The sequence below is a fragment of the Sphingomonas sp. genome, from assembly GCF_041661825.1.
Lineage (GTDB): Bacteria > Pseudomonadota > Alphaproteobacteria > Sphingomonadales > Sphingomonadaceae > Sphingomonas.
The window spans coordinates 664771-681326 of sequence record NZ_JBAZTU010000002.1; the positions used below are offsets into that span (position 1 = coordinate 664771).

Consider the following 16556-nt stretch of genomic DNA (forward strand, 5'->3'; position numbering starts at 1 on the left):
CTCGCTCCCCTTTGCAGCGCCGATATCTAGGCGTTCAATCGGGCGAATTAAAGGACCAGACTGTCGCGAACTTTCGCGGCATAAACCCTATCTTGCTTGTAGGATTTCGCAGGAACGGCAATTCGGCACAAATCGGTCGCGGAGAGTTCACCCTGATGTTCGACGTAACGCTGGCGACCGTTGAAACTGTGCTGCCCTATATCGCTGTCGGTTTTGCCGCGCAGATGGTCGATGGGGCGCTGGGCATGGCGTTCGGCGTGATCAACAACACGCTGCTGGTGAGCTTTCTCGGCGTGCCCCCCGCGCTCGCCTCAGCGAGCGTCCACGCGGTGGAGACTTTCACCACCGCCGCGTCGGGCGCGAGCCATATCTTTCACAAGAACGTCAACTGGAAACTGTTCCGCCGGCTGGTGATCCCCGGGGTGATTGGCGGTGCGCTCGGCGCTTATGTGCTGAGCAATGTCGATGCCGCGGTCGCGAAGCCGTTCGTGATGGCGTATCTCGCCTCGATCGGTCTCTACCTGCTGTACCGCGCCTGGCGTGGCCGGGTCGAGCCGCGCGAACCCAAGATCATCGAGCCGCTCGGTCTGGTCGGCGGTTTCCTCGATGCAGCGGGCGGCGGCGGCTGGGGCCCGGTGGTGACGTCCAACCTGCTGGTCCAGGGCGCGAGCCCGCGCAGCACGATCGGCACGGTCAACACGTCGGAATTCTTTCTGACCGCGACCATCTCCGCGACCTTTATCGCGACCATGGGGTTCGCGGCGTTCACGCTGCAGACGGTGGGACTGCTGATTGGCGGGCTGATCGCGGCGCCGTTCGGTGGGCTGCTGGCAAAACGCGTGCCGGCAAGATTGCTGATGGCGATGGTCGGGGTGCTGCTGACGGTGACCAGCGCTTATACGATCTGGGCGGCATTGACGAAATGACGCTTCTCCCCTCCCCTTGAAGGGGAGGGGCTTTGGGAAAGCTCAGTTCACCGCTGCGTGCACCGTCGCAACCGCCGTCATCACGGCACCGATGCGCACTGCGGTCTGGATCGCTTCGGCAGTGGCACCGGCTTTCTTCAGCACATTCTCATGCGCGTCGATGCACATGCCGCAGCCGTTCATTGCCGAGACGGCGAGGCTGAACAGCTCGAAATCGACCTTGTCGATGCCCGGCGCGCCAATCACGTTCATGCGCAGCTTGGCCGGCATGGTGAGATATTCCTTGTTCCCCGCCAGATGGGTGAACCGGTAATAGACGTTGTTCATCGCCATCACCGCCGCCGCCGCGCGAGCCGCATTGGCTGCCTCGGGCGAGAGCTTGTCGGCCACTTCGGCCTCGGTCGCGTCGACCAGCGGCTTGTAGCCCGAGCCATGCGCGCAGGTAAGCAGCAGGCCGTATTTCTGCTGGTCGGGCAGATGCGCCTCGTTGAGCAGCGAGCCGACGTTCAGCCGGATATCCTTGGCGAAGTCAGGCAGCGTGCCCGCGAATTCCTTGAGCGACATGATGTACTCCAATCAAACGAAGGGGCGCGGGGCCGCTGGCCCCGCGCCCCTTCAAACTTCGTCAATTACGCGGCAACCTGGAGGACGTCGTCGCCCTTGTTCCAGTTGCACGGGCAGAGCTCGTCGGTCTGCAGCGCGTCGAGGACGCGGAGCGTCTCGGCGGGGTTGCGGCCGACGTTCAGACCGTTGACCTGCACCGCCTGGATGACATTGTCCGGGTCGATGATGAAGGTCGCGCGATAGGCGACATGCTCGTTCGCATCGAGGATGCCGAGCTTCGACGCCAGAACTGCGCCATTGTCCGCCAGCCAGGGGAAATCGGCTGCAGCCAGATCCGGATCCGACTTGCGCCACGCGAGATGGACGTGCGCGGTGTCGGTCGAGGCGCCGATCAGCACGGCGTCGCGATCGGCGAAGTCTTCCTTGAGCGCGGCATAGCCGACGATCTCGGTCGGGCAGACGAAGGTGAAATCCTTCGGCCAGTAGAACAGGATCTTCCAGCGGCCCGGGAAGGCGTCGTGGCTGAGCGTCTCGCCGGCGGGAAGCGCGTCGATGCCCTGCTGGACGGGAACGGTGAATTCGGGGAGCTTGTCACCGACAGTAAGCATATTGGCCTCCTCAGGAATTGGGTCGGCCTTCGGCATCCTCGCAGGTGCAGCGATTGATTCGCCGTCTGTGCGGGGCTGCATATAAGGCTGGCATTTAATCGATCCAACAGGTTATTTAGACCGAGTTGATCGACTGAGGCGATTATGGCCACCTACCTGCCCACATTGAAACAGCTGCAATATCTCGTGGCGCTGAAGGACCATGGCCATTTCGGCCGGGCGGCCGATGCGTGCTTCGTCACGCAGTCGACGCTCTCGGCCGGCATCCGCGAACTGGAGACGCTGATCGGCGTGACGCTGGTCGAGCGCACCCGACGCGTGGTGCGGTTCACGCCGCTGGGCGATCGCATCGCCGACAAGGCGCGCCGGGTGCTGCGCGAAGCGGAGGAGCTGGGTGACCTCGCGCGCGCCGCCGGACGGCCGCTGTCGGGCGAGATGCGCATGAGCGTGATCCCCACCATCGCGCCGTTCATGCTGCCGCGCATCCTGCCGCGGTTGCGGCGCGACTATCCCGACCTGAAGCTGTTCCTGCGCGAGGAACCGAGTGGCGCAGCGTGCGAGGGCTTGCACAATGGCCGGACCGATTGCGTGCTGCTTGCCCTGCCCTATGCTTGCGGCGAGGTGGCGTCGCAGTTCCTGTTCGAGGATCGGCTGTTCGTCGCGGGGCCCGAAGGCGAGATCGGCAGCGCTACGAGCGCGATGCATGCCGACGACATCAATGAGGACCGGCTGCTGCTGCTCGAGGACGGGCATTGCCTGAAGGATCACGCGCTCGCCGCGTGCAACCGGCCCGAACTGCGCGCTGAAGCGACGATGATGGGTACCTCGCTCCACACCATCGTCCAGATGGTCGACAATGGACTGGGCGTGACGATGCTGCCGGAGATGGCGCTGAAGGCAGGCATCCTGGATCATACGGGACTCACCGCACGGCCACTGGATGCCGCAAATCCTGCACGCCGTATCGCGCTGGTCTGGCGCCGCGCATCGCCGCGCGAAAAGGATTTCCACCTGCTCGCCGAGGTACTTGCCGAAGCGCAGTAGCCTGCGGTTCTGAAACCATTCAGCCGCCGGACCGTATCTTGTCATGCGCGTTCCCCGAGGGACCATTTCCCTTGGGCGCATTCGATATAGCTGGAGAGACTGATGAGATTTTCCACCAAGCTTCCGGTTGTGGCGATGTCCGGCCTGTTGATGGTCGCCTCCGCCACCGAAGCTCGTCCCCCTCAGGCCGCCCCTGCCCCCGCCGCCCCGGCGGCCCAGGCAGCACCGAACCCCGCCGTCGGCGGCGCGGCGATGGACGCGACCAAGCCGATCACGGCCAACGCAGCGGCCGCCCCCAATTTGACGACCCTGGTCAGCGCGGTGAAGGCAGCCGGGCTCGACGCAACCCTGGCGGGCCCCGGCCCGTTCACCGTGTTCGCGCCGACCAATGACGCATTCGGGCGACTTGCCGCCGGCACGGTCGACACGCTGATGAAGCCCGAAAACAAGGCTACATTGGTCAAGGTGCTCAGCTATCATGTCGTGCCTGGTGCCATCACGCTCGAACAGCTGAAGCAGCAGATGACTGCGGGCGGCGGCACCGCGAAGCTCACCACCGTCGAGGGCGAGACCTTGACCGTCACCGATCTCAACGGCGCGATCCAGATCACCGATGTCAACGGCAACAAGAGCTATGTCGAAGTGCCAGACGTCCGCCAGTCGAACGGCGTGGTGCACGTCGTCAACGGCGTGTTGTTGCCCAAGCTTGGCTAAGCCGGCCTAGGGCTTGTCCCACCGCGCGGCGGCATGCGTGTCACCGTCGCGCGGTTCGACCCAGCGGGCCTCGTCGCCGCGGGTCTCGCGCTTCCAGAAAGGCGCCTCGGTCTTCAGACGATCGATCAGGAAGGCGCATGATTCGAGTGCCGCGCTGCGATGCGCCGCGGCCGTGCCGACGAATACGACCAGTTCGCCCGGCTGCATCACGCCCACCCGGTGCACCACGCTTGCCGCGGCAAGGCCCCATCGGCCGGCGGCCTCTTCGGCCAGGCTGCGCAAGGCAGCCTCGGTCGCTCCCGGATAATGTTCGAGTTCCAGCGTGGTCACGCCATCGTCGGCGCGGACCACGCCAGCGAAGGTGGCGATCCCGCCGACGCCCGACGCCATGATCGCCTCGAACTCTGCCGCTTGATCGATCGGCTCGTGCTGGACGATCACGCGGATCATCCCCCGGTCACCGGCGGGAAGATCGCAACCTCGCGCGGGCGCCCGAGCGGCGAATCGAGGCCGACGAAGATCTGGTCCACCGCGGCGCGCAGCCGGCCGCGATCGGCCAGGGCGCGGGCATGGCCCTCGCTGCGTGTCGCGAGCCAGTCGATCAGATCGGCGACGCGCGCTAGCCCCTCGGGCGGATCGAGCGTCTCGCTGCCCGTGCCGATCGCTTCGCGCACCCAGGAGAAATAGAGCAGGTCGATCGCCATCGCGGCGCTCAGTCCATGTGCTTCAGGCCGACCCGCAGATAGTCCCAACCAGTGATCAGGGTCAGCACCGCGGCGCCCCAGAGGGCGGCGATGCTGAGGGTCTGGATCCAGGGAAAGGCGGGCAACGCGCCGGCAAGGATCAGCCCGCCGAGCGAGACGAGCTGCAAGGTCGTCTTCCACTTGGCCAGCTTCGACACCGGCACCGAGACCTGAAGCTGGGCGAGGAACTCGCGCAGGCCGGAAATCGCGATCTCGCGCAGCAGAATGATGATCCCCGCGATCAGCGACCATCCGGCGATATCGCGCGTCGCCACCAGCATGAGCACGACGGAGGCGATCATGATCTTGTCGGCGATCGGATCGAGGAAGATGCCGAGCTTCGACACGGTGCCCTTGGACCGGGCCAGATAACCGTCGAAATAATCGGTGATGCCCATCAGGCAATACAGCGCGAAGGCGACCGCATAGCCGGCCGGCCAGGCCGGCCACCACAAAAAGCCGACGAGCAGCGGCACCGCGAGAATCCGCGAGAGGGTGAGGATGTTGGGCAAGGTCAGCATTAAGGACAACCTAGGGTCCGGCGCCTTCCCCCGCAATGCTCGAGTCGCGCCTCCATCGGGCGGCCGGGAGACGGTAACCGACTATTCGGTTGCTGCGCCATCGCACGCTCGGCTATGCGTTGCCCCTATTTCGCCACATGTGAGGCCGTTTCCCATCATGCTCAATGCGCTCGGCTTGCTGAAAGAGCGCCGGTTCATGCCGCTTTTCATCACCCAGTTTCTCGGTGCCTTCAACGACAACCTCTTCAAGACCTCGATGGTGCTGTTCGCCACATACCAGGTGTTCAACGACCCCAAGGTCGAACAGAGCTTCAATGCGCTGGCGACCGGCCTGGCGATCCTTCCCTTCTTCCTGCTGTCCGCGCTGTCGGGGCAACTTGCCGACACGACCGACAAGGCGAAGATCATCAGGATCGTGAAAACGGTGGAGATCGCGATCATGCTGCTCGGCGCCGCCGGACTGATGGTCGCGAGAGCCGGATTCTGGACCACCGGACTAGGTCTTATGCTGGGTGCCGTGCTGTGCCTCGGCGCGCATTCGACCTTTTTCGGGCCGATCAAATACGCGATTCTGCCGCAGCATCTGAAGCCTGACGAGGTGCTCGCAGGGACTGGCCTGGTCGAGGCAGCGACCTATCTGGCGATCCTGCTCGGGACGATCTTTGCCGGCATCCTGTCGGTCGAGGGTGCCGCGATCATGGGCATCTGCGTCGCGATCGTCGGCTGGATCACCGGCCGGATGGTGCCGCCGGCGCCCCGCGCGGGCGCGGTACTCTCGATCAACTACAACCCCTTCACCGCATCGTGGCGGCTGATCAACGCGACGATGCATATCCCGCGCCTCTTCCTCGCGATCTGCGCGATCAGCTTCTTCTGGACGATCGGCGCGGTACTAATCGTCACCTTCCCGCCGCTGGTGAAGAACGTGCTCACCGCCGATCCGCAGGTGTCGAGCATCGTGATCGCGCTGTTCTCGATCGGGATCGCGATCGGATCGATCGCGATCAACACCATGCTCAAGGGCCGGGTCTCCGCGAAATATGCGCCAGCCTCGGTGATCGCGATGGGCTGCCTGGTCGTCGTCTTCTCGCTGATGATCCGCGCCTGGCCGGCCGCGCCGGAGGGCACGCTGTACGACTGGATCGCCTTCTTCCAGATTCCCCGGGCCATCCCGCTGGTGCTGGTGCTGATGGGGATTGCGATCACCGGCGGGATGTTCGTGGTGCCGCTCTATACCTTCCTCACCACGACCGTGACCAAGGATCAGACGGCGCGCACCGTCGCCGCCAACAATGTCGTCAATTCGGGCGCGATGGTGGTCGGGACGCTCTTGGTGCTGGGCGCCTCGGCGCTGGGCGTGACACCCGACAACATGCTGTTCGTGGTGGCCGGCATGTGCCTGGTCTCGGCCTGGCTCGCGCAGAAGCTGCATCTGGCCTGCGACTAGACGGCCCGTACCGAGCGAGGGGAATTCCCTGTTAATTGCCCCGGAACAGGGAATTAACAGGGAATTTCTTTTTTTTGAGCAGTTTTTCGCCGAATTATCTGCAATATTGTTTATATATTAGAATGTGTTATCGCTAAATTCCCTGTTATCGAATAACAGGGAATTCCTTCCCGGTAACAGGGAAAAATCTGCGCGGAACAGGGAAATCCGCATTCGCCGACGATGAGAAACAGCGGGATCGACGCCACAGCGCCCTCCGCCATCACCTTGCGATGATCGACTATATATTTGAATCGACGCGTAGCGGCGACGCGCCGCCTTCAGAAGATGAAGGTGTAAATGCAGATGAAGAAGGCAGTGAAGCTCAGCGCGAACAGCTTCAGATCCTCATCGTCGCTGCGCGCCCGCGCTGGCTTGCGGGGCAGCGCCTGAGGCTGCACCAGGGCGAGCCGCTGGCGGAACGGGTGGCGGGCGGCGGTGGCCGGAAGGGCGAGGTGCTGAGCCATGCGCAACAGTTAACGCCGCGTTTACGATTCGAGCCAGCACGGAATTCGGTTAACGCGCGTCCAATACCGGGACAGTGGCGGGCGCGACATTTTTCGTGCCTGTCGAGCGAGGTTGGACGGGGGCTTCGTGCAGGTTAGGATGACGGTGTGACGTTCTTCGAAAGCCTGATCGCGCTGCTGCTGATGGCGATCCTGCTGCTGCAGGTGGCGCGGCGGACCTGGATTCCCTATCCGACGATGCTCGCCGCCGCCGGGGTGATCGTGGCGCTGATCCCGGGCAGCCCGGTGATCCGCCTCGACGGGCATACCGCCCTTGCCCTGTTCATCGCACCGGTGCTGGTCGACGCGGCGTTCGATTTCCCGCTGGCGGCGATCCGCAGCCTGTGGCGCCCGCTGCTCGCGCTGGCGGTCGGCGCGGTCCTCATGACGACCGGGGTGGTCGCGTGGATCGGCTGGGCGTTCGCGGGGCTGCCGATCGCCGCCGCCATCACGTTGGGGGCGATCGTTGCCCCGCCCGATGCCGCGGCCGCGACGACCGTGCTGCGATCGGCCAAGCTGCCGCGGCGCACGGTCGAGGTGCTGACCGGCGAGAGCCTGCTCAATGACGCGACCGCGCTGCTGCTGTTCAGCGCCGCGCTGGCCGTCCAGAGCCATGGCGGGATCGATGGCGGGGTGGCGCTGCGCCTTGGCCTCGCGGTACCCGGGGGCATTGCGCTCGGCATCGCCTGCGGCTGGGTTCATCGTTATGTGGTGCCGTACACGCGCGGAACGCTCGGCGGGAACCTGCTCGAGTTCGTCAACACCTTCCTGGTATGGATGATCGCCGACCGGCTCGGCCTGTCCGCCGTGCTGTGCGTGGTCGCGATGGCGATGTTCCTCGCCAATTCCCCGATCGTACGCGCCAGCGCGCGGAGCCGGATCCAGTCCTTCGCGGTGTGGGGCGGCGTGGTGTTCCTGCTCAACGTGCTCGCTTTCCTGCTGATGGGCATGCAGGTGCGCGAGATCGTCGGCGACATGCCGCCGGAGCGGCTGCAGGAAGCGCTGAAGTTCGCCGGCCTGGTGGTCGCCGGCGTCGTGGTGACCCGCATGGCATGGGTAATGCTCTACAACCGGCTTGCTCAGCGCTTCGCGGTGATCCGCGGCCCCTTGAAGGCGCCGAGCCTTGCCCAGAGCATCGTGGTCGGCTGGTGCGGCATGCGCGGGCTGGTGACCATGGCGACCGCTTTCGCTTTGCCTACCGATTTCCCGCACCGCGACATGATCCTGCTCGCCGCGTTCGGCGTGGTGCTGGCGACGCTGGTGGTTCAGGGCCTGACGCTGACGCCGCTGATCCGCCTGCTCAAGCTGCACGACGGCGGTGCGGAGGAGCGCGAGATGGCCGCCGCGCGCAAATCTCTCGCCGACGTTGCCCTGGAGGCAATCGCCGATGCCAAAGGCACGGTCGCAGAGGAAACGCGCCGGCAGCTCGAGATCGACCGGGATGCGTTGGTCGACGCCGCCGCCTGCAAAGCTTTCGAAGAGCGCCAACGACTGAAGCGCGCCGCCATCGCCGCGCAGCGCGACAGGCTTTTCGCGCTGCGCGACGAGGAAAAGATCGGCGAGGACGCCTATGAGGTACTCGAGGAAGAACTCGACTGGCGCGAACTGGCGGTCGGGCCGGAAGATATCCGCACGATCGAGGAAGGCTGACCGCCATGCCGCGCCCCTCCCTCCCCAGCCATGCCGGGATCGGGGCTGCGATCACGCAAGGCGTGCGGCGCGGCCTCGTCAGGCAGGTGCGCGCCGTGCTCAACGACACCAAGAAGGGCGAACGCCCGGTGATGCGCAGCGATAACGCGCTGTTCGATCCGGGAACGGTCGTGTGGCGCGTGCACGGCGATGTGACGACGATGATGGTCGGCGGGGTCGCCGCGCTGCTGCTGCAGATGCTGCATCCGGCCGTGCTCGCAGGCGTGTGGGACCATTCAAACTTCCGCACCGACATGCTCGGGCGGTTGCGGCGTACCGCCCGGTTCATTGCGATGACCACCTATGGCGGGCGGGACGAGGCGGAAGCCGCGATCGCGCGGGTCCGCGGCATCCATGGCAAGGTCGATGGCGTGCTGCCCGACGGTACGCCGTATCGCGCGGCTGATCCGAAACTGCTTGCCTGGGTGCATGTCAGCGAGGCGACCAGCTTCCTCGACGCCTGGATCCGCTATAGCGAACCGGGGATGTCGGCCGCCGACCAGGACCGGTACTTCGCCGAGTTCGCGCGCATCCCCGAAGCGCTGGGCGCCGATCCGGTGCCGCGCAGCCGGGCCGAAGCGAACGCGCTGATCGCCGCGATGCGGCCCGAGCTGACGGCCGACGCGCGGACGCGGGAGGTTGCCGCGCTGGTGCTGAAGCAGCCGGCGCGCACCTTGTCTTCAGGGCCGGTGCAGGCGATCACCTTCCAGGCGGCGGTCGATTTGCTGCCGGACTGGGCACGGGCGATGCACGGGCTTTCAGCGCCGCGACTGACCCGGCCGCTGGTGCGCGCCGGGACCTTCGGGATCGCGCGGACATTACGCTGGGCGTTCGGCTAGGGATTTTTCCGGCGGCGCGACGATCCGCAGCGCCCCTGCCCTGATCCGGAAATGCAGCGGGAATTCGAGTTCCTGCACTTCGCCGTCGAGCCCGACATCGACACGCGTGCGGTGCGCATGGACGGTCAAGGACTCGCACTCGCCATATTCGACGAAATCCTTGTGATGATCGGCGCGTCCGGCCACCGCACGAAGCGCGAACCAGAGCAGCGCGAACCGCCCCGGCGCAGCGAGCGCAAAGACCGACAGCTTGCCCTGCTTCAGCGAGGCCCGCTCGCCGATCTGCCCGCGTTCGAGCGAATAGCGGTTGTTGCCGACGAACAGCAACGACGTGACCAGCGGCCTCTGCCCCTCGCCCATGTCCAGGCTGAGGCGGTAGCGCCGCAGCCGCGTCCAGGCACTCCACGAGGCGGGAATCGCGGCGAGCCATTTCGGCACGCCCAGCCTTTCGCGATAGGCGTCGCGCCGCCGCACCATCATCGGATACAGGCCGATCGACGCGTTGTTGGCGAAGACATGGCCGTTGACCTCGGCGAGATCGATCGAGGTCGCGGTGCCGCTGGCCGCCAGCGCCGCCGCCTCTTCCAGCGTTGCAGGAATGCCGAGATCACGCGCGAGATGGTTCAGCGTGCCGAGCGGCAACAGACCCATCTCCACATCGCTGTCCGCCAATATGGCTGCCGCGCAGGCCGCGGTGCCATCACCGCCGCCGACGACAACACGCCGACTGGTCGCGGCCGCCTTCCGCACCACGTCGGGCATGTCGGGTCCATCAAGCAATCGCACGGCGATATTGGTACCGGCAGCGGCGAAGGCGTCGATCAGAGTGTGTTCGAGATCCTCGCCAGCGGATGCGGCGGTGCCTCCCTTGCGGTTGACCAGAACGGGGAGCGGCGATGTCGACACAGACGCGTAACGACCGAGCGTGCCGGTTGTTCAGATCATGCGCGCCGGCCTTGCGACGACATCATCCGTCACCGCACGCGACGTCCAGCCATCGACGGCGACGACACGTCCGGTTTCGATACCGTCCCATCGCATTTTTTCCTATTAAACGCATGGGAATTGAGCCATGGAGGCTGCGGACACACACCAGGACGGAACGGGTGACGATCGACGTCTCTCCGTAATGTCCTGAATCAACCACGGAGAAATCGTCCATGAAGAAGTTCGTTATCCTGCCGCTCATCGCCGTCGCCTCGCTCGGCCTCGCCGCTTGCGACCCGAAGCCGGCAGCCGTCGATAACAACAGCAGCGAAGTTGCTCTGAACAGCGAAGACACGCTGGACGTGAACGCGACCGACGAAGTGCTGAACGTGACGGACAACGCGACTGTGGTCGACAACGCGACTGCTCCCCTGGACAGCGCCGAGAACGTTGCGGCTCACTGAGCCGCACTCCGGCGTTCCCAAGCGGCGCCGGAACAGGGCCGCGCGACCAGCTGGTCGCGCGGCCTTTTTATTGCTCCGCGTGATCGCCTGGATTTCGTCCCCTGATTTCGTCTGATCACGAAGGCGGACTATCGCAAAGCAAAGCAGGTCTGTATTTCCCAGTCATCTGATAGGGATTAGATAAGCATTGCGTTGATGCTCCCTAGCAAGACGTAACCTGCGGCCCGGCACTCATGTGCCGGGTCGCCCCTTTTCCCCGAATCCGCCGCACCCCAAACGATCGCAGGAAATCATTGCCGTGCTGTGCGGCGATATGGCGGCATTTCAGCCATGCCTATGTGATGGATGCCGTGCTCAAGCCCGGACTTGTGGTCGAGCACGGGCGGCCCACCGCCAGACGCATGGCGCGATCTCGAATCGCTTTATTCAGGAAAATGGTGGAGCCGTGGGGGATCGAACCCCAGACCTCTGCAATGCCATCGCAGCGCTCTCCCAGCTGAGCTACGGCCCCATCGTCGCGGGTCTGGAATTTCCCGCGAAGGCGTCGCCCCTACCGAGGCGATGCATGCTTGGCAAGCGGCTATACCGGTTGCCCTATCAAAAAATTCAGTCCCGGGATTTCCGGGCGCCCCGGCCGAGGCCGGGGGCGCCCATCAATCGATCAATGCTCGTCGTCGTCCGTCGGCGCTTCCACGCCGAGATCGTCGTCACCGCCGAGATCGACCTCGTCGTCGGGCGAGGGCTCCTCGTCTTCGCCGGTGTCGATATCCTCATCGTCGTCACCGACCAGGTCGGCATCTTTCTTGACGAGTTCGGGCTTTGGCGCGTCGAACGGCAGCGGCTGTTTCGACTTCAGAATAGGCTCGGGCACCCAGGTCGACCCGCAGGAGATGCAGGTGACCGGATCGTCCTTCCCGAGATCGTAGAAGCGCGTTGCGCATTTCGGACACGACCGTTTCGTGCCCCATTCCGGCTTGATCATGCCGATTCGACCTTTCGAAGAAAATGGGAGTTTTGCGAGATGACCCGCAAAGTGGGGCGCGCCTTGCCATAGCGCAAGCGCACTGTCAAAAGCCCGCGCCAATGCCGCACCCCCTGCCCCGCCCGCTAGAAATCCACCGCTCCGGCCCGCTTACCGGCACCGCCGTCGTGCCCGGCGACAAGTCGATCAGTCATCGATCGCTGATGCTGTCCGCACTCGCCGTCGGCGAAAGCCGGATCGAGGGGTTGCTGGAGGGCGAGGATGTGCTCGCCACCGCAGCCGCGATGCGAGCGATGGGCGCAGACATACGATGCGGGGACGATGGCGCGTGGCTGGTCAATGGCGTGGGCGTCGGTGGCCTGCTCCAGCCGGAAGCCGCGTTCGACATGGGCAATTCGGGCACCTCGACAAGACTGCTGATGGGGCTGGTTTCCAGCCATGCGATCACCACGACCTTCACCGGCGACGCCTCGCTGTCGAAGCGGCCGATGGGCCGGGTGATCGAGCCGCTGTCGCGCATGGGCGCCGAGTTCACCGCAAGCCCGGGCGGTCGGTTGCCGCTGATGGTGCGCGGGCTGAACCCGGCGGTACCGATCGAATACACCCTGCCCGTCGCCTCGGCTCAGGTGAAGTCGGCGATCTTGCTCGCGGGGCTCAACACGCCGGGTATCACCCGCGTGATCGAGCCGGTCGCGACGCGCGATCACAGCGAGCGCATGCTGCGCGGCTTCGGCGCCGAGCTTAGCGTCGAGGAAACGAATCAGGGCCGGATCATCTCGCTCGTCGGCGAGGCCGAGCTGAAGCCGCAATCGATCGTGGTGCCGGGCGACCCCTCCTCCGCCGCCTTCCTGGTGGTTGCCGCCTCGATCGTGCCGGGATCCGACGTGCTCGTCATGAATGTCGGCCTGAACCCGACCCGCGCCGGCCTGTTCGAGGCGCTACGCATGATGGGTGCCGACATCGTCGAGGAGAATCCGCGCATCGTCGGCGGGGAGCCGGTCGCTGATCTGCGCGTGCGCCATGCGTCGCTGCGGGCGATCGAGGTGCCGATGCATCTCGCGCCGAGCATGATCGACGAATATCCGGTGCTGTTCGTCGCCGCCGCCTTTGCCGAGGGGCGGACGATCGCCCGCGGCGCGCATGAGCTGCGCGTCAAGGAATCGGATCGGATCACGGCGATGGCCGATGCGCTGGGTGCGTGCGGCGTCCTGGTGGAAGAGTATGAGGACGGCGCCGCGATCCAGGGCAATGGCGGCGGACCGATCGCCGGGGGCGCGACCATCGCCTCGCAACTCGACCACCGCATCGCGATGAGCATGGCGGTGGCGGGCCTCGCCGCGAAATCTGCGCTTACCATCGACGATGTCTCGCCCATCGCAACATCCTACCCTATGTTCCTCGAAACGCTGGATGCGTTGAAGGGTACAGAAGTGGTTGCAGGCTCATGATCATCGCCGTCGACGGACCCGCCGCATCGGGCAAGGGCACCATCGCCCGCGCGCTCGCCAAGCGCTACGGGTTGCCGCATCTCGACACGGGCTTGCTCTACCGAGCGGTCGCGGCGAACGTGCAGCGGCTCGAACTCGACCCGACGATCGAGGCCGATGCGGTCGCCGCCTGCGATTTCGACGATCATCTGCTCGAGGATCCCGAGCTGCGCAGCGACGAAATCGGCAAATATGCCTCAGTCGTGTCCGCGCATCCGCTAGTACGGGCGGCTTTGTTCCACCGCCAGCGTCGCTTCGCCCATCAGCCGGGCGGCGCCGTGCTCGACGGGCGCGATATCGGTACCGTGATCGCGCCCGATGCCGATGCCAAGCTGTTCATCCGCGCGACGCCGATGATCCGCGCCAAGCGCCGCCATGCCGAGTTGCGCGAGCGCGGATCGCAGGTCAGCCTGGATCGCGTGCTGGCGGACATCCGCGCCCGCGACCTGCGCGACTCGACGCGGGGCATCGCGCCCATGGCACCGGCGAACGATGCCGCCTTGCTGGACACCAGCTTTCTCTCTATAGACGCCGCCATCCAGCGGGCCGTTGCGCTCGTGGAGGCTCGGACAGCGGCGCAGGTGGAATCACCCTAGCCGGGGCGAGGCGCGAAGCGGAAACGGCTCATCCGGCAACGGATGGTAACTCGCCGGTCCTGCTTACGCGCCCTTTTCGCTTTGTCATGATCTTTCGCGAGGGCGATGGACGTTGGGCGTCGCGACCGGCAATCGGCCGCCGCGGCATATAGGCCAAGACCGCCGGAGACAACCGGCTGGCCGGAAACATAGTACTTAGGAATCAGAGATTTATGGCCACTTCGGCATCCCCCACGCGCGATGATTTCGCGGCACTTCTGGAAGCCACGCTCGGCGACGCAGACGGCTTTGAAGGCCGGGTCGTCAAGGGCACCGTCACCGCGATCGAGAATGATCTCGCGGTCATCGACGTCGGCCTCAAGTCGGAAGGTCGCGTGCCGCTCCGTGAATTCGCCATGCCCGGCCAGAAGGCCGATCTGAAGGTCGGCGACGAAGTCGAAGTCTATGTCGACCGAGTCGAGAATGTGCACGGCGAAGCGATGCTGTCGCGTGATCGCGCCCGCCGCGAAGCCGCCTGGGACAAGCTGGAAACCGAATTCGCCAAGACCGCTCGCGTCGAGGGCGTCATCTTCGGCCGCGTGAAGGGTGGCTTCACCGTCGACCTGAACGGCGCCGTGGCGTTCCTGCCCGGTTCGCAGGTCGATATCCGCCCGGTCCGCGACGTGACCCCGCTGATGGACATCCCGCAGCCGTTCCAGATCCTGAAGATGGACCGCAAGCGCGGCAACATCGTCGTCTCGCGCCGCGCCATCCTGGAAGAGACCCGCGCCGAGCAGCGTTCGGGCCTGATCCTGTCGCTGGCCGAGGGCCAGGTGATCGACGGCGTCGTCAAGAACATCACCGATTATGGTGCGTTCGTTGATCTCGGCGGCATCGACGGCCTGCTGCACGTCACCGACCTGAGCTACAAGCGCGTCGGCCATCCGAGCGAAGTGCTGAACATCGGCGACACCGTCCGCGTTCAGATCATCCGCATCAACAAGGACACGCAGCGTATCTCGCTCGGCATGAAGCAGCTCGAGAGCGATCCGTGGGAAGGCGCCGCCGCCAAGTATCCGATCGGCGCCAAGCTGTCGGGCCGCGTGACCAACATCACCGAATATGGTGCGTTCGTCGAGCTGGAGCCGGGCATCGAGGGTCTCGTCCACGTCTCCGAAATGAGCTGGACCAAGAAGAACGTCCATCCGGGCAAGATCGTCTCGACCTCGCAGGAAGTCGATGTCGTCGTGCTCGAGGTCGATCCCGACAAGCGCCGCATCAGCCTTGGCCTCAAGCAGGCCCAGTCGAACCCGTGGGAGGCCTTCGCCGAAGCGCATCCGGTCGGCTCGACCGTCGAGGGTGAAGTCAAGAACGCCACCGAGTTCGGTCTGTTCATCGGCCTCGACAACGACGTCGACGGCATGGTCCACATGTCCGACATCGCCTGGGGCGTTTCGGGCGAGGACGCACTCAACCTGCACCGCAAGGGCGAGATGGTTCAGGCCATCGTGCTCGACATCGATGCCGAGAAGGAGCGTATCTCGCTCGGCATGAAGCAGCTCGAGCGTGGCGCTCCGGCAGCTGGCGGCACGGCAACCGCTTCGAGCGGCAGCGGTACGGGCGGCCTCAACAAGAACGCGATCGTCACGGTCACCGTTCTCGAAGTCCGCGACGCGGGCCTCGAGGTCCAGGTCGGCGACGATGGTGCGACGGGCTTCATCAAGCGCACCGATCTCGGCCGCGACCGCGACGAGCAGCGTCCGGAGCGTTTCCAGGTCGGCCAGAAGTTCGATGCGATGGTGACCGGTTTCGACCGTTCCAAGAAGCCGACCTTCTCGATCAAGGCGATGCAGATCTCCGAAGAGAAGCAGGCCGTGGCACAGTATGGCTCGTCCGATTCGGGCGCGTCGTTGGGCGACATCCTTGGCGAGGCCCTCAAGGCCCGCAGCAGCGAAGCCAAGAAGTAAAAGACCCCATTCCGGGCAGGTGGCCACGTCCGCCTGCCCGGAAAATGGCGATTTTTTACAAATTTGCGTCGATTCGATCCTATTCGCCGCGCGACGCTTGAGCTACACAATAGGTCCGAGGCGGTCATTTGTCCGGAACGGGACTAATTCGCCAAGGCCTTCCGGGGGGAAGGTCGAGCGCCGTGAGGTAGCTCGATAATTTGGGGTTAGAAGGAGTCGACGACGCCATGATCCGTTCCGAACTTGTCGAAATGCTCGCCGCGGACAATCCCGATCTGGCGATGCGTGACGTGGAAGCGATCGTCACCACCTTCTTCGACGAGATTTCGAAACGCCTCGCGACCGGCGGCCGTGTCGAGCTGCGCGGCTTCGGCGCCTTCTCCACCCGGGCGCGTGACGCCCGGATCGGCCGCAACCCGCGGACCGGCGAAGTGGTCGAGGTCGACGCCAAGCGCGTCCCCTATTTCAAGCCCGGCAAGGAAATGCGCGTTCGATTGAACGTCTGAGGGCCGGC

At 65.0% G+C, this 16556-nt stretch carries 19 protein-coding genes and 1 tRNA gene; 11 read left to right on the forward strand and 9 right to left on the reverse strand.

Features of this window, described 5'->3' with window-relative positions:
• The first annotated feature begins 155 nt into the window (after positions 1 to 155).
• The gene (locus tag WC729_RS10340; RefSeq protein ID WP_372852282.1) at positions 156 to 926 is read left to right on the forward strand and encodes a sulfite exporter TauE/SafE family protein; all 771 of its coding nucleotides are present in this window, start codon (positions 156 to 158) and stop codon (positions 924 to 926) included.
• Between the two features lie 42 nt (positions 927 to 968).
• On the opposite strand, the gene WC729_RS10345 is transcribed toward WC729_RS10340, so the two are convergent.
• Both WC729_RS10345 and WC729_RS10350 read right to left on the reverse strand, forming a co-directional pair.
• A complete protein-coding gene (locus WC729_RS10345; RefSeq protein ID WP_372852284.1) occupies positions 969 to 1490 on the reverse strand; it encodes a carboxymuconolactone decarboxylase family protein in 522 nt (173 codons plus the stop codon).
• Positions 1491 to 1555: 65 nt separating this feature from the next.
• Entirely contained in the window at positions 1556 to 2098 is a 543-nt protein-coding gene (locus tag WC729_RS10350) for a peroxiredoxin (protein WP_372852286.1), read from the reverse strand.
• Positions 2099 to 2242: 144 nt separating this feature from the next.
• On the opposite strand from WC729_RS10350, the gene WC729_RS10355 reads away from it, so the two are divergent.
• Positions 2243 to 3142, forward strand: a complete 900-nt coding sequence (locus WC729_RS10355) for a hydrogen peroxide-inducible genes activator (protein ID WP_372852288.1) — start codon at positions 2243 to 2245, stop codon at positions 3140 to 3142.
• 102 nt (positions 3143 to 3244) lie between these two features.
• Positions 3245 to 3856, forward strand: a complete 612-nt coding sequence (locus WC729_RS10360) for a fasciclin domain-containing protein (protein ID WP_372852290.1) — start codon at positions 3245 to 3247, stop codon at positions 3854 to 3856.
• Between the two features lie 6 nt (positions 3857 to 3862).
• Here the strand turns inward: WC729_RS10360 and WC729_RS10365 are convergent, their stop codons facing one another.
• Genes WC729_RS10365 through pgsA form a run of 3 tightly spaced genes read right to left on the reverse strand, consistent with a single transcriptional unit; the run spans position 3863 to position 5120 of the window.
• Positions 3863 to 4306: a molybdenum cofactor biosynthesis protein MoaE gene (locus WC729_RS10365; RefSeq protein ID WP_372852292.1), complete on the reverse strand. Its 444-nt coding sequence runs from the start codon at positions 4304 to 4306 to the stop codon at positions 3863 to 3865.
• Positions 4303 to 4560 carry a MoaD/ThiS family protein gene (locus tag WC729_RS10370; protein WP_372852294.1) on the reverse strand — a complete coding sequence of 86 codons (258 nt, stop codon included), beginning with the start codon at positions 4558 to 4560 and terminating at the stop codon, positions 4303 to 4305. Before WC729_RS10370 ends, WC729_RS10365 begins: the two co-directional genes overlap by 4 nt.
• Positions 4561 to 4568: 8 nt before the next feature.
• Positions 4569 to 5120, reverse strand: a complete 552-nt coding sequence (gene pgsA, locus WC729_RS10375; protein ID WP_372852296.1) for a CDP-diacylglycerol--glycerol-3-phosphate 3-phosphatidyltransferase — start codon at positions 5118 to 5120, stop codon at positions 4569 to 4571.
• A 157-nt stretch (positions 5121 to 5277) separates the two neighbouring features.
• Between pgsA and WC729_RS10380 the strand changes: the two genes are divergently transcribed.
• On the forward strand, positions 5278 to 6567 hold the full coding sequence (locus WC729_RS10380; protein ID WP_372853303.1) for an MFS transporter: 1290 nt from the start codon (positions 5278 to 5280) through the stop codon (positions 6565 to 6567).
• A 320-nt stretch (positions 6568 to 6887) separates the two neighbouring features.
• On the opposite strand, the gene WC729_RS10385 is transcribed toward WC729_RS10380, so the two are convergent.
• The gene (locus tag WC729_RS10385; RefSeq protein WP_372852298.1) at positions 6888 to 7073 is read right to left on the reverse strand and encodes a hypothetical protein; all 186 of its coding nucleotides are present in this window, start codon (positions 7071 to 7073) and stop codon (positions 6888 to 6890) included.
• Between the two features lie 147 nt (positions 7074 to 7220).
• Between WC729_RS10385 and WC729_RS10390 the strand changes: the two genes are divergently transcribed.
• Together WC729_RS10390 and WC729_RS10395 are read left to right on the forward strand one after the other, a co-directional pair.
• On the forward strand, positions 7221 to 8762 hold the full coding sequence (locus WC729_RS10390) for a cation:proton antiporter (protein WP_372852300.1): 1542 nt from the start codon (positions 7221 to 7223) through the stop codon (positions 8760 to 8762).
• A gap of 5 nt (positions 8763 to 8767) precedes the next feature.
• Positions 8768 to 9640 carry an oxygenase MpaB family protein gene (locus tag WC729_RS10395; protein WP_372852302.1) on the forward strand — a complete coding sequence of 291 codons (873 nt, stop codon included), beginning with the start codon at positions 8768 to 8770 and terminating at the stop codon, positions 9638 to 9640.
• Here the strand turns inward: WC729_RS10395 and WC729_RS10400 are convergent.
• The gene (locus WC729_RS10400; RefSeq protein ID WP_372852304.1) at positions 9620 to 10546 is read right to left on the reverse strand and encodes a diacylglycerol kinase family protein; all 927 of its coding nucleotides are present in this window, start codon (positions 10544 to 10546) and stop codon (positions 9620 to 9622) included. The two genes, WC729_RS10395 and WC729_RS10400, sit on opposite strands and share 21 nt — an antisense overlap.
• A gap of 254 nt (positions 10547 to 10800) precedes the next feature.
• On the opposite strand from WC729_RS10400, the gene WC729_RS10405 reads away from it, so the two are divergent.
• Positions 10801 to 11031 (forward strand): hypothetical protein, encoded by a 231-nt coding sequence (locus tag WC729_RS10405; protein ID WP_372852306.1) that lies wholly within the window; start codon positions 10801 to 10803, stop codon positions 11029 to 11031.
• A 435-nt stretch (positions 11032 to 11466) separates the two neighbouring features.
• On the opposite strand, the gene WC729_RS10410 is transcribed toward WC729_RS10405, so the two are convergent.
• Both WC729_RS10410 and WC729_RS10415 read right to left on the reverse strand, forming a co-directional pair.
• Positions 11467 to 11542 (reverse strand) — tRNA-Ala (locus tag WC729_RS10410).
• 150 nt (positions 11543 to 11692) lie between these two features.
• Positions 11693 to 12013 carry an FYDLN acid domain-containing protein gene (locus WC729_RS10415; RefSeq protein ID WP_372852308.1) on the reverse strand — a complete coding sequence of 107 codons (321 nt, stop codon included), beginning with the start codon at positions 12011 to 12013 and terminating at the stop codon, positions 11693 to 11695.
• A gap of 101 nt (positions 12014 to 12114) precedes the next feature.
• Here WC729_RS10415 and aroA point away from each other — a divergent pair, with 101 nt between their 5' ends.
• The 4 genes from aroA (at position 12115) to WC729_RS10435 (ending at position 16548) form a co-directional block, all read left to right on the forward strand.
• Entirely contained in the window at positions 12115 to 13461 is a 1347-nt protein-coding gene (gene aroA, locus WC729_RS10420) for a 3-phosphoshikimate 1-carboxyvinyltransferase (protein WP_372852310.1), read from the forward strand.
• Positions 13458 to 14096, forward strand: coding sequence for a (d)CMP kinase (cmk, locus tag WC729_RS10425; RefSeq protein WP_372852312.1), 639 nt, complete (start codon positions 13458 to 13460; stop codon positions 14094 to 14096). Before aroA ends, cmk begins: the two co-directional genes overlap by 4 nt.
• A 212-nt stretch (positions 14097 to 14308) precedes the next feature.
• Positions 14309 to 16042: a 30S ribosomal protein S1 gene (gene rpsA / locus WC729_RS10430; protein ID WP_372852314.1), complete on the forward strand. Its 1734-nt coding sequence runs from the start codon at positions 14309 to 14311 to the stop codon at positions 16040 to 16042.
• A 227-nt stretch (positions 16043 to 16269) separates the two neighbouring features.
• Positions 16270 to 16548 carry an integration host factor subunit beta gene (locus WC729_RS10435; RefSeq protein WP_272625862.1) on the forward strand — a complete coding sequence of 93 codons (279 nt, stop codon included), beginning with the start codon at positions 16270 to 16272 and terminating at the stop codon, positions 16546 to 16548.
• The last annotated feature ends 8 nt before the right edge of the window (positions 16549 to 16556 follow it).

What these genes read in the sequence shown, in the direction of transcription:
- WC729_RS10405 (WP_372852306.1), top strand. Translation starts at nt 10,801, where the DNA reads ATGAAGAAGTTCGTTATCCTGCCGCTCATCGCCGTCGCCTCGCTCGGC.
- WC729_RS10380 (WP_372853303.1), top strand. Translation starts at nt 5,278, where the DNA reads ATGCTCAATGCGCTCGGCTTGCTGAAAGAGCGCCGGTTCATGCCGCTT.
- WC729_RS10395 (WP_372852302.1), top strand. Translation starts at nt 8,768, where the DNA reads ATGCCGCGCCCCTCCCTCCCCAGCCATGCCGGGATCGGGGCTGCGATC.
- WC729_RS10370 (WP_372852294.1), bottom strand. Translation starts at nt 4,560, where the DNA reads ATGGCGATCGACCTGCTCTATTTCTCCTGGGTGCGCGAAGCGATCGGC.
- rpsA (WP_372852314.1), top strand. Translation starts at nt 14,309, where the DNA reads ATGGCCACTTCGGCATCCCCCACGCGCGATGATTTCGCGGCACTTCTG.
- cmk (WP_372852312.1), top strand. Translation starts at nt 13,458, where the DNA reads ATGATCATCGCCGTCGACGGACCCGCCGCATCGGGCAAGGGCACCATC.
- WC729_RS10345 (WP_372852284.1), bottom strand. Translation starts at nt 1,490, where the DNA reads ATGTCGCTCAAGGAATTCGCGGGCACGCTGCCTGACTTCGCCAAGGAT.
- WC729_RS10365 (WP_372852292.1), bottom strand. Translation starts at nt 4,306, where the DNA reads ATGATCCGCGTGATCGTCCAGCACGAGCCGATCGATCAAGCGGCAGAG.
- WC729_RS10360 (WP_372852290.1), top strand. Translation starts at nt 3,245, where the DNA reads ATGAGATTTTCCACCAAGCTTCCGGTTGTGGCGATGTCCGGCCTGTTG.
- aroA (WP_372852310.1), top strand. Translation starts at nt 12,115, where the DNA reads ATGCCGCACCCCCTGCCCCGCCCGCTAGAAATCCACCGCTCCGGCCCG.
- WC729_RS10435 (WP_272625862.1), top strand. Translation starts at nt 16,270, where the DNA reads ATGATCCGTTCCGAACTTGTCGAAATGCTCGCCGCGGACAATCCCGAT.
- WC729_RS10350 (WP_372852286.1), bottom strand. Translation starts at nt 2,098, where the DNA reads ATGCTTACTGTCGGTGACAAGCTCCCCGAATTCACCGTTCCCGTCCAG.
- WC729_RS10340 (WP_372852282.1), top strand. Translation starts at nt 156, where the DNA reads ATGTTCGACGTAACGCTGGCGACCGTTGAAACTGTGCTGCCCTATATC.
- WC729_RS10415 (WP_372852308.1), bottom strand. Translation starts at nt 12,013, where the DNA reads ATGATCAAGCCGGAATGGGGCACGAAACGGTCGTGTCCGAAATGCGCA.
- WC729_RS10385 (WP_372852298.1), bottom strand. Translation starts at nt 7,073, where the DNA reads ATGGCTCAGCACCTCGCCCTTCCGGCCACCGCCGCCCGCCACCCGTTC.
- pgsA (WP_372852296.1), bottom strand. Translation starts at nt 5,120, where the DNA reads ATGCTGACCTTGCCCAACATCCTCACCCTCTCGCGGATTCTCGCGGTG.
- WC729_RS10355 (WP_372852288.1), top strand. Translation starts at nt 2,243, where the DNA reads ATGGCCACCTACCTGCCCACATTGAAACAGCTGCAATATCTCGTGGCG.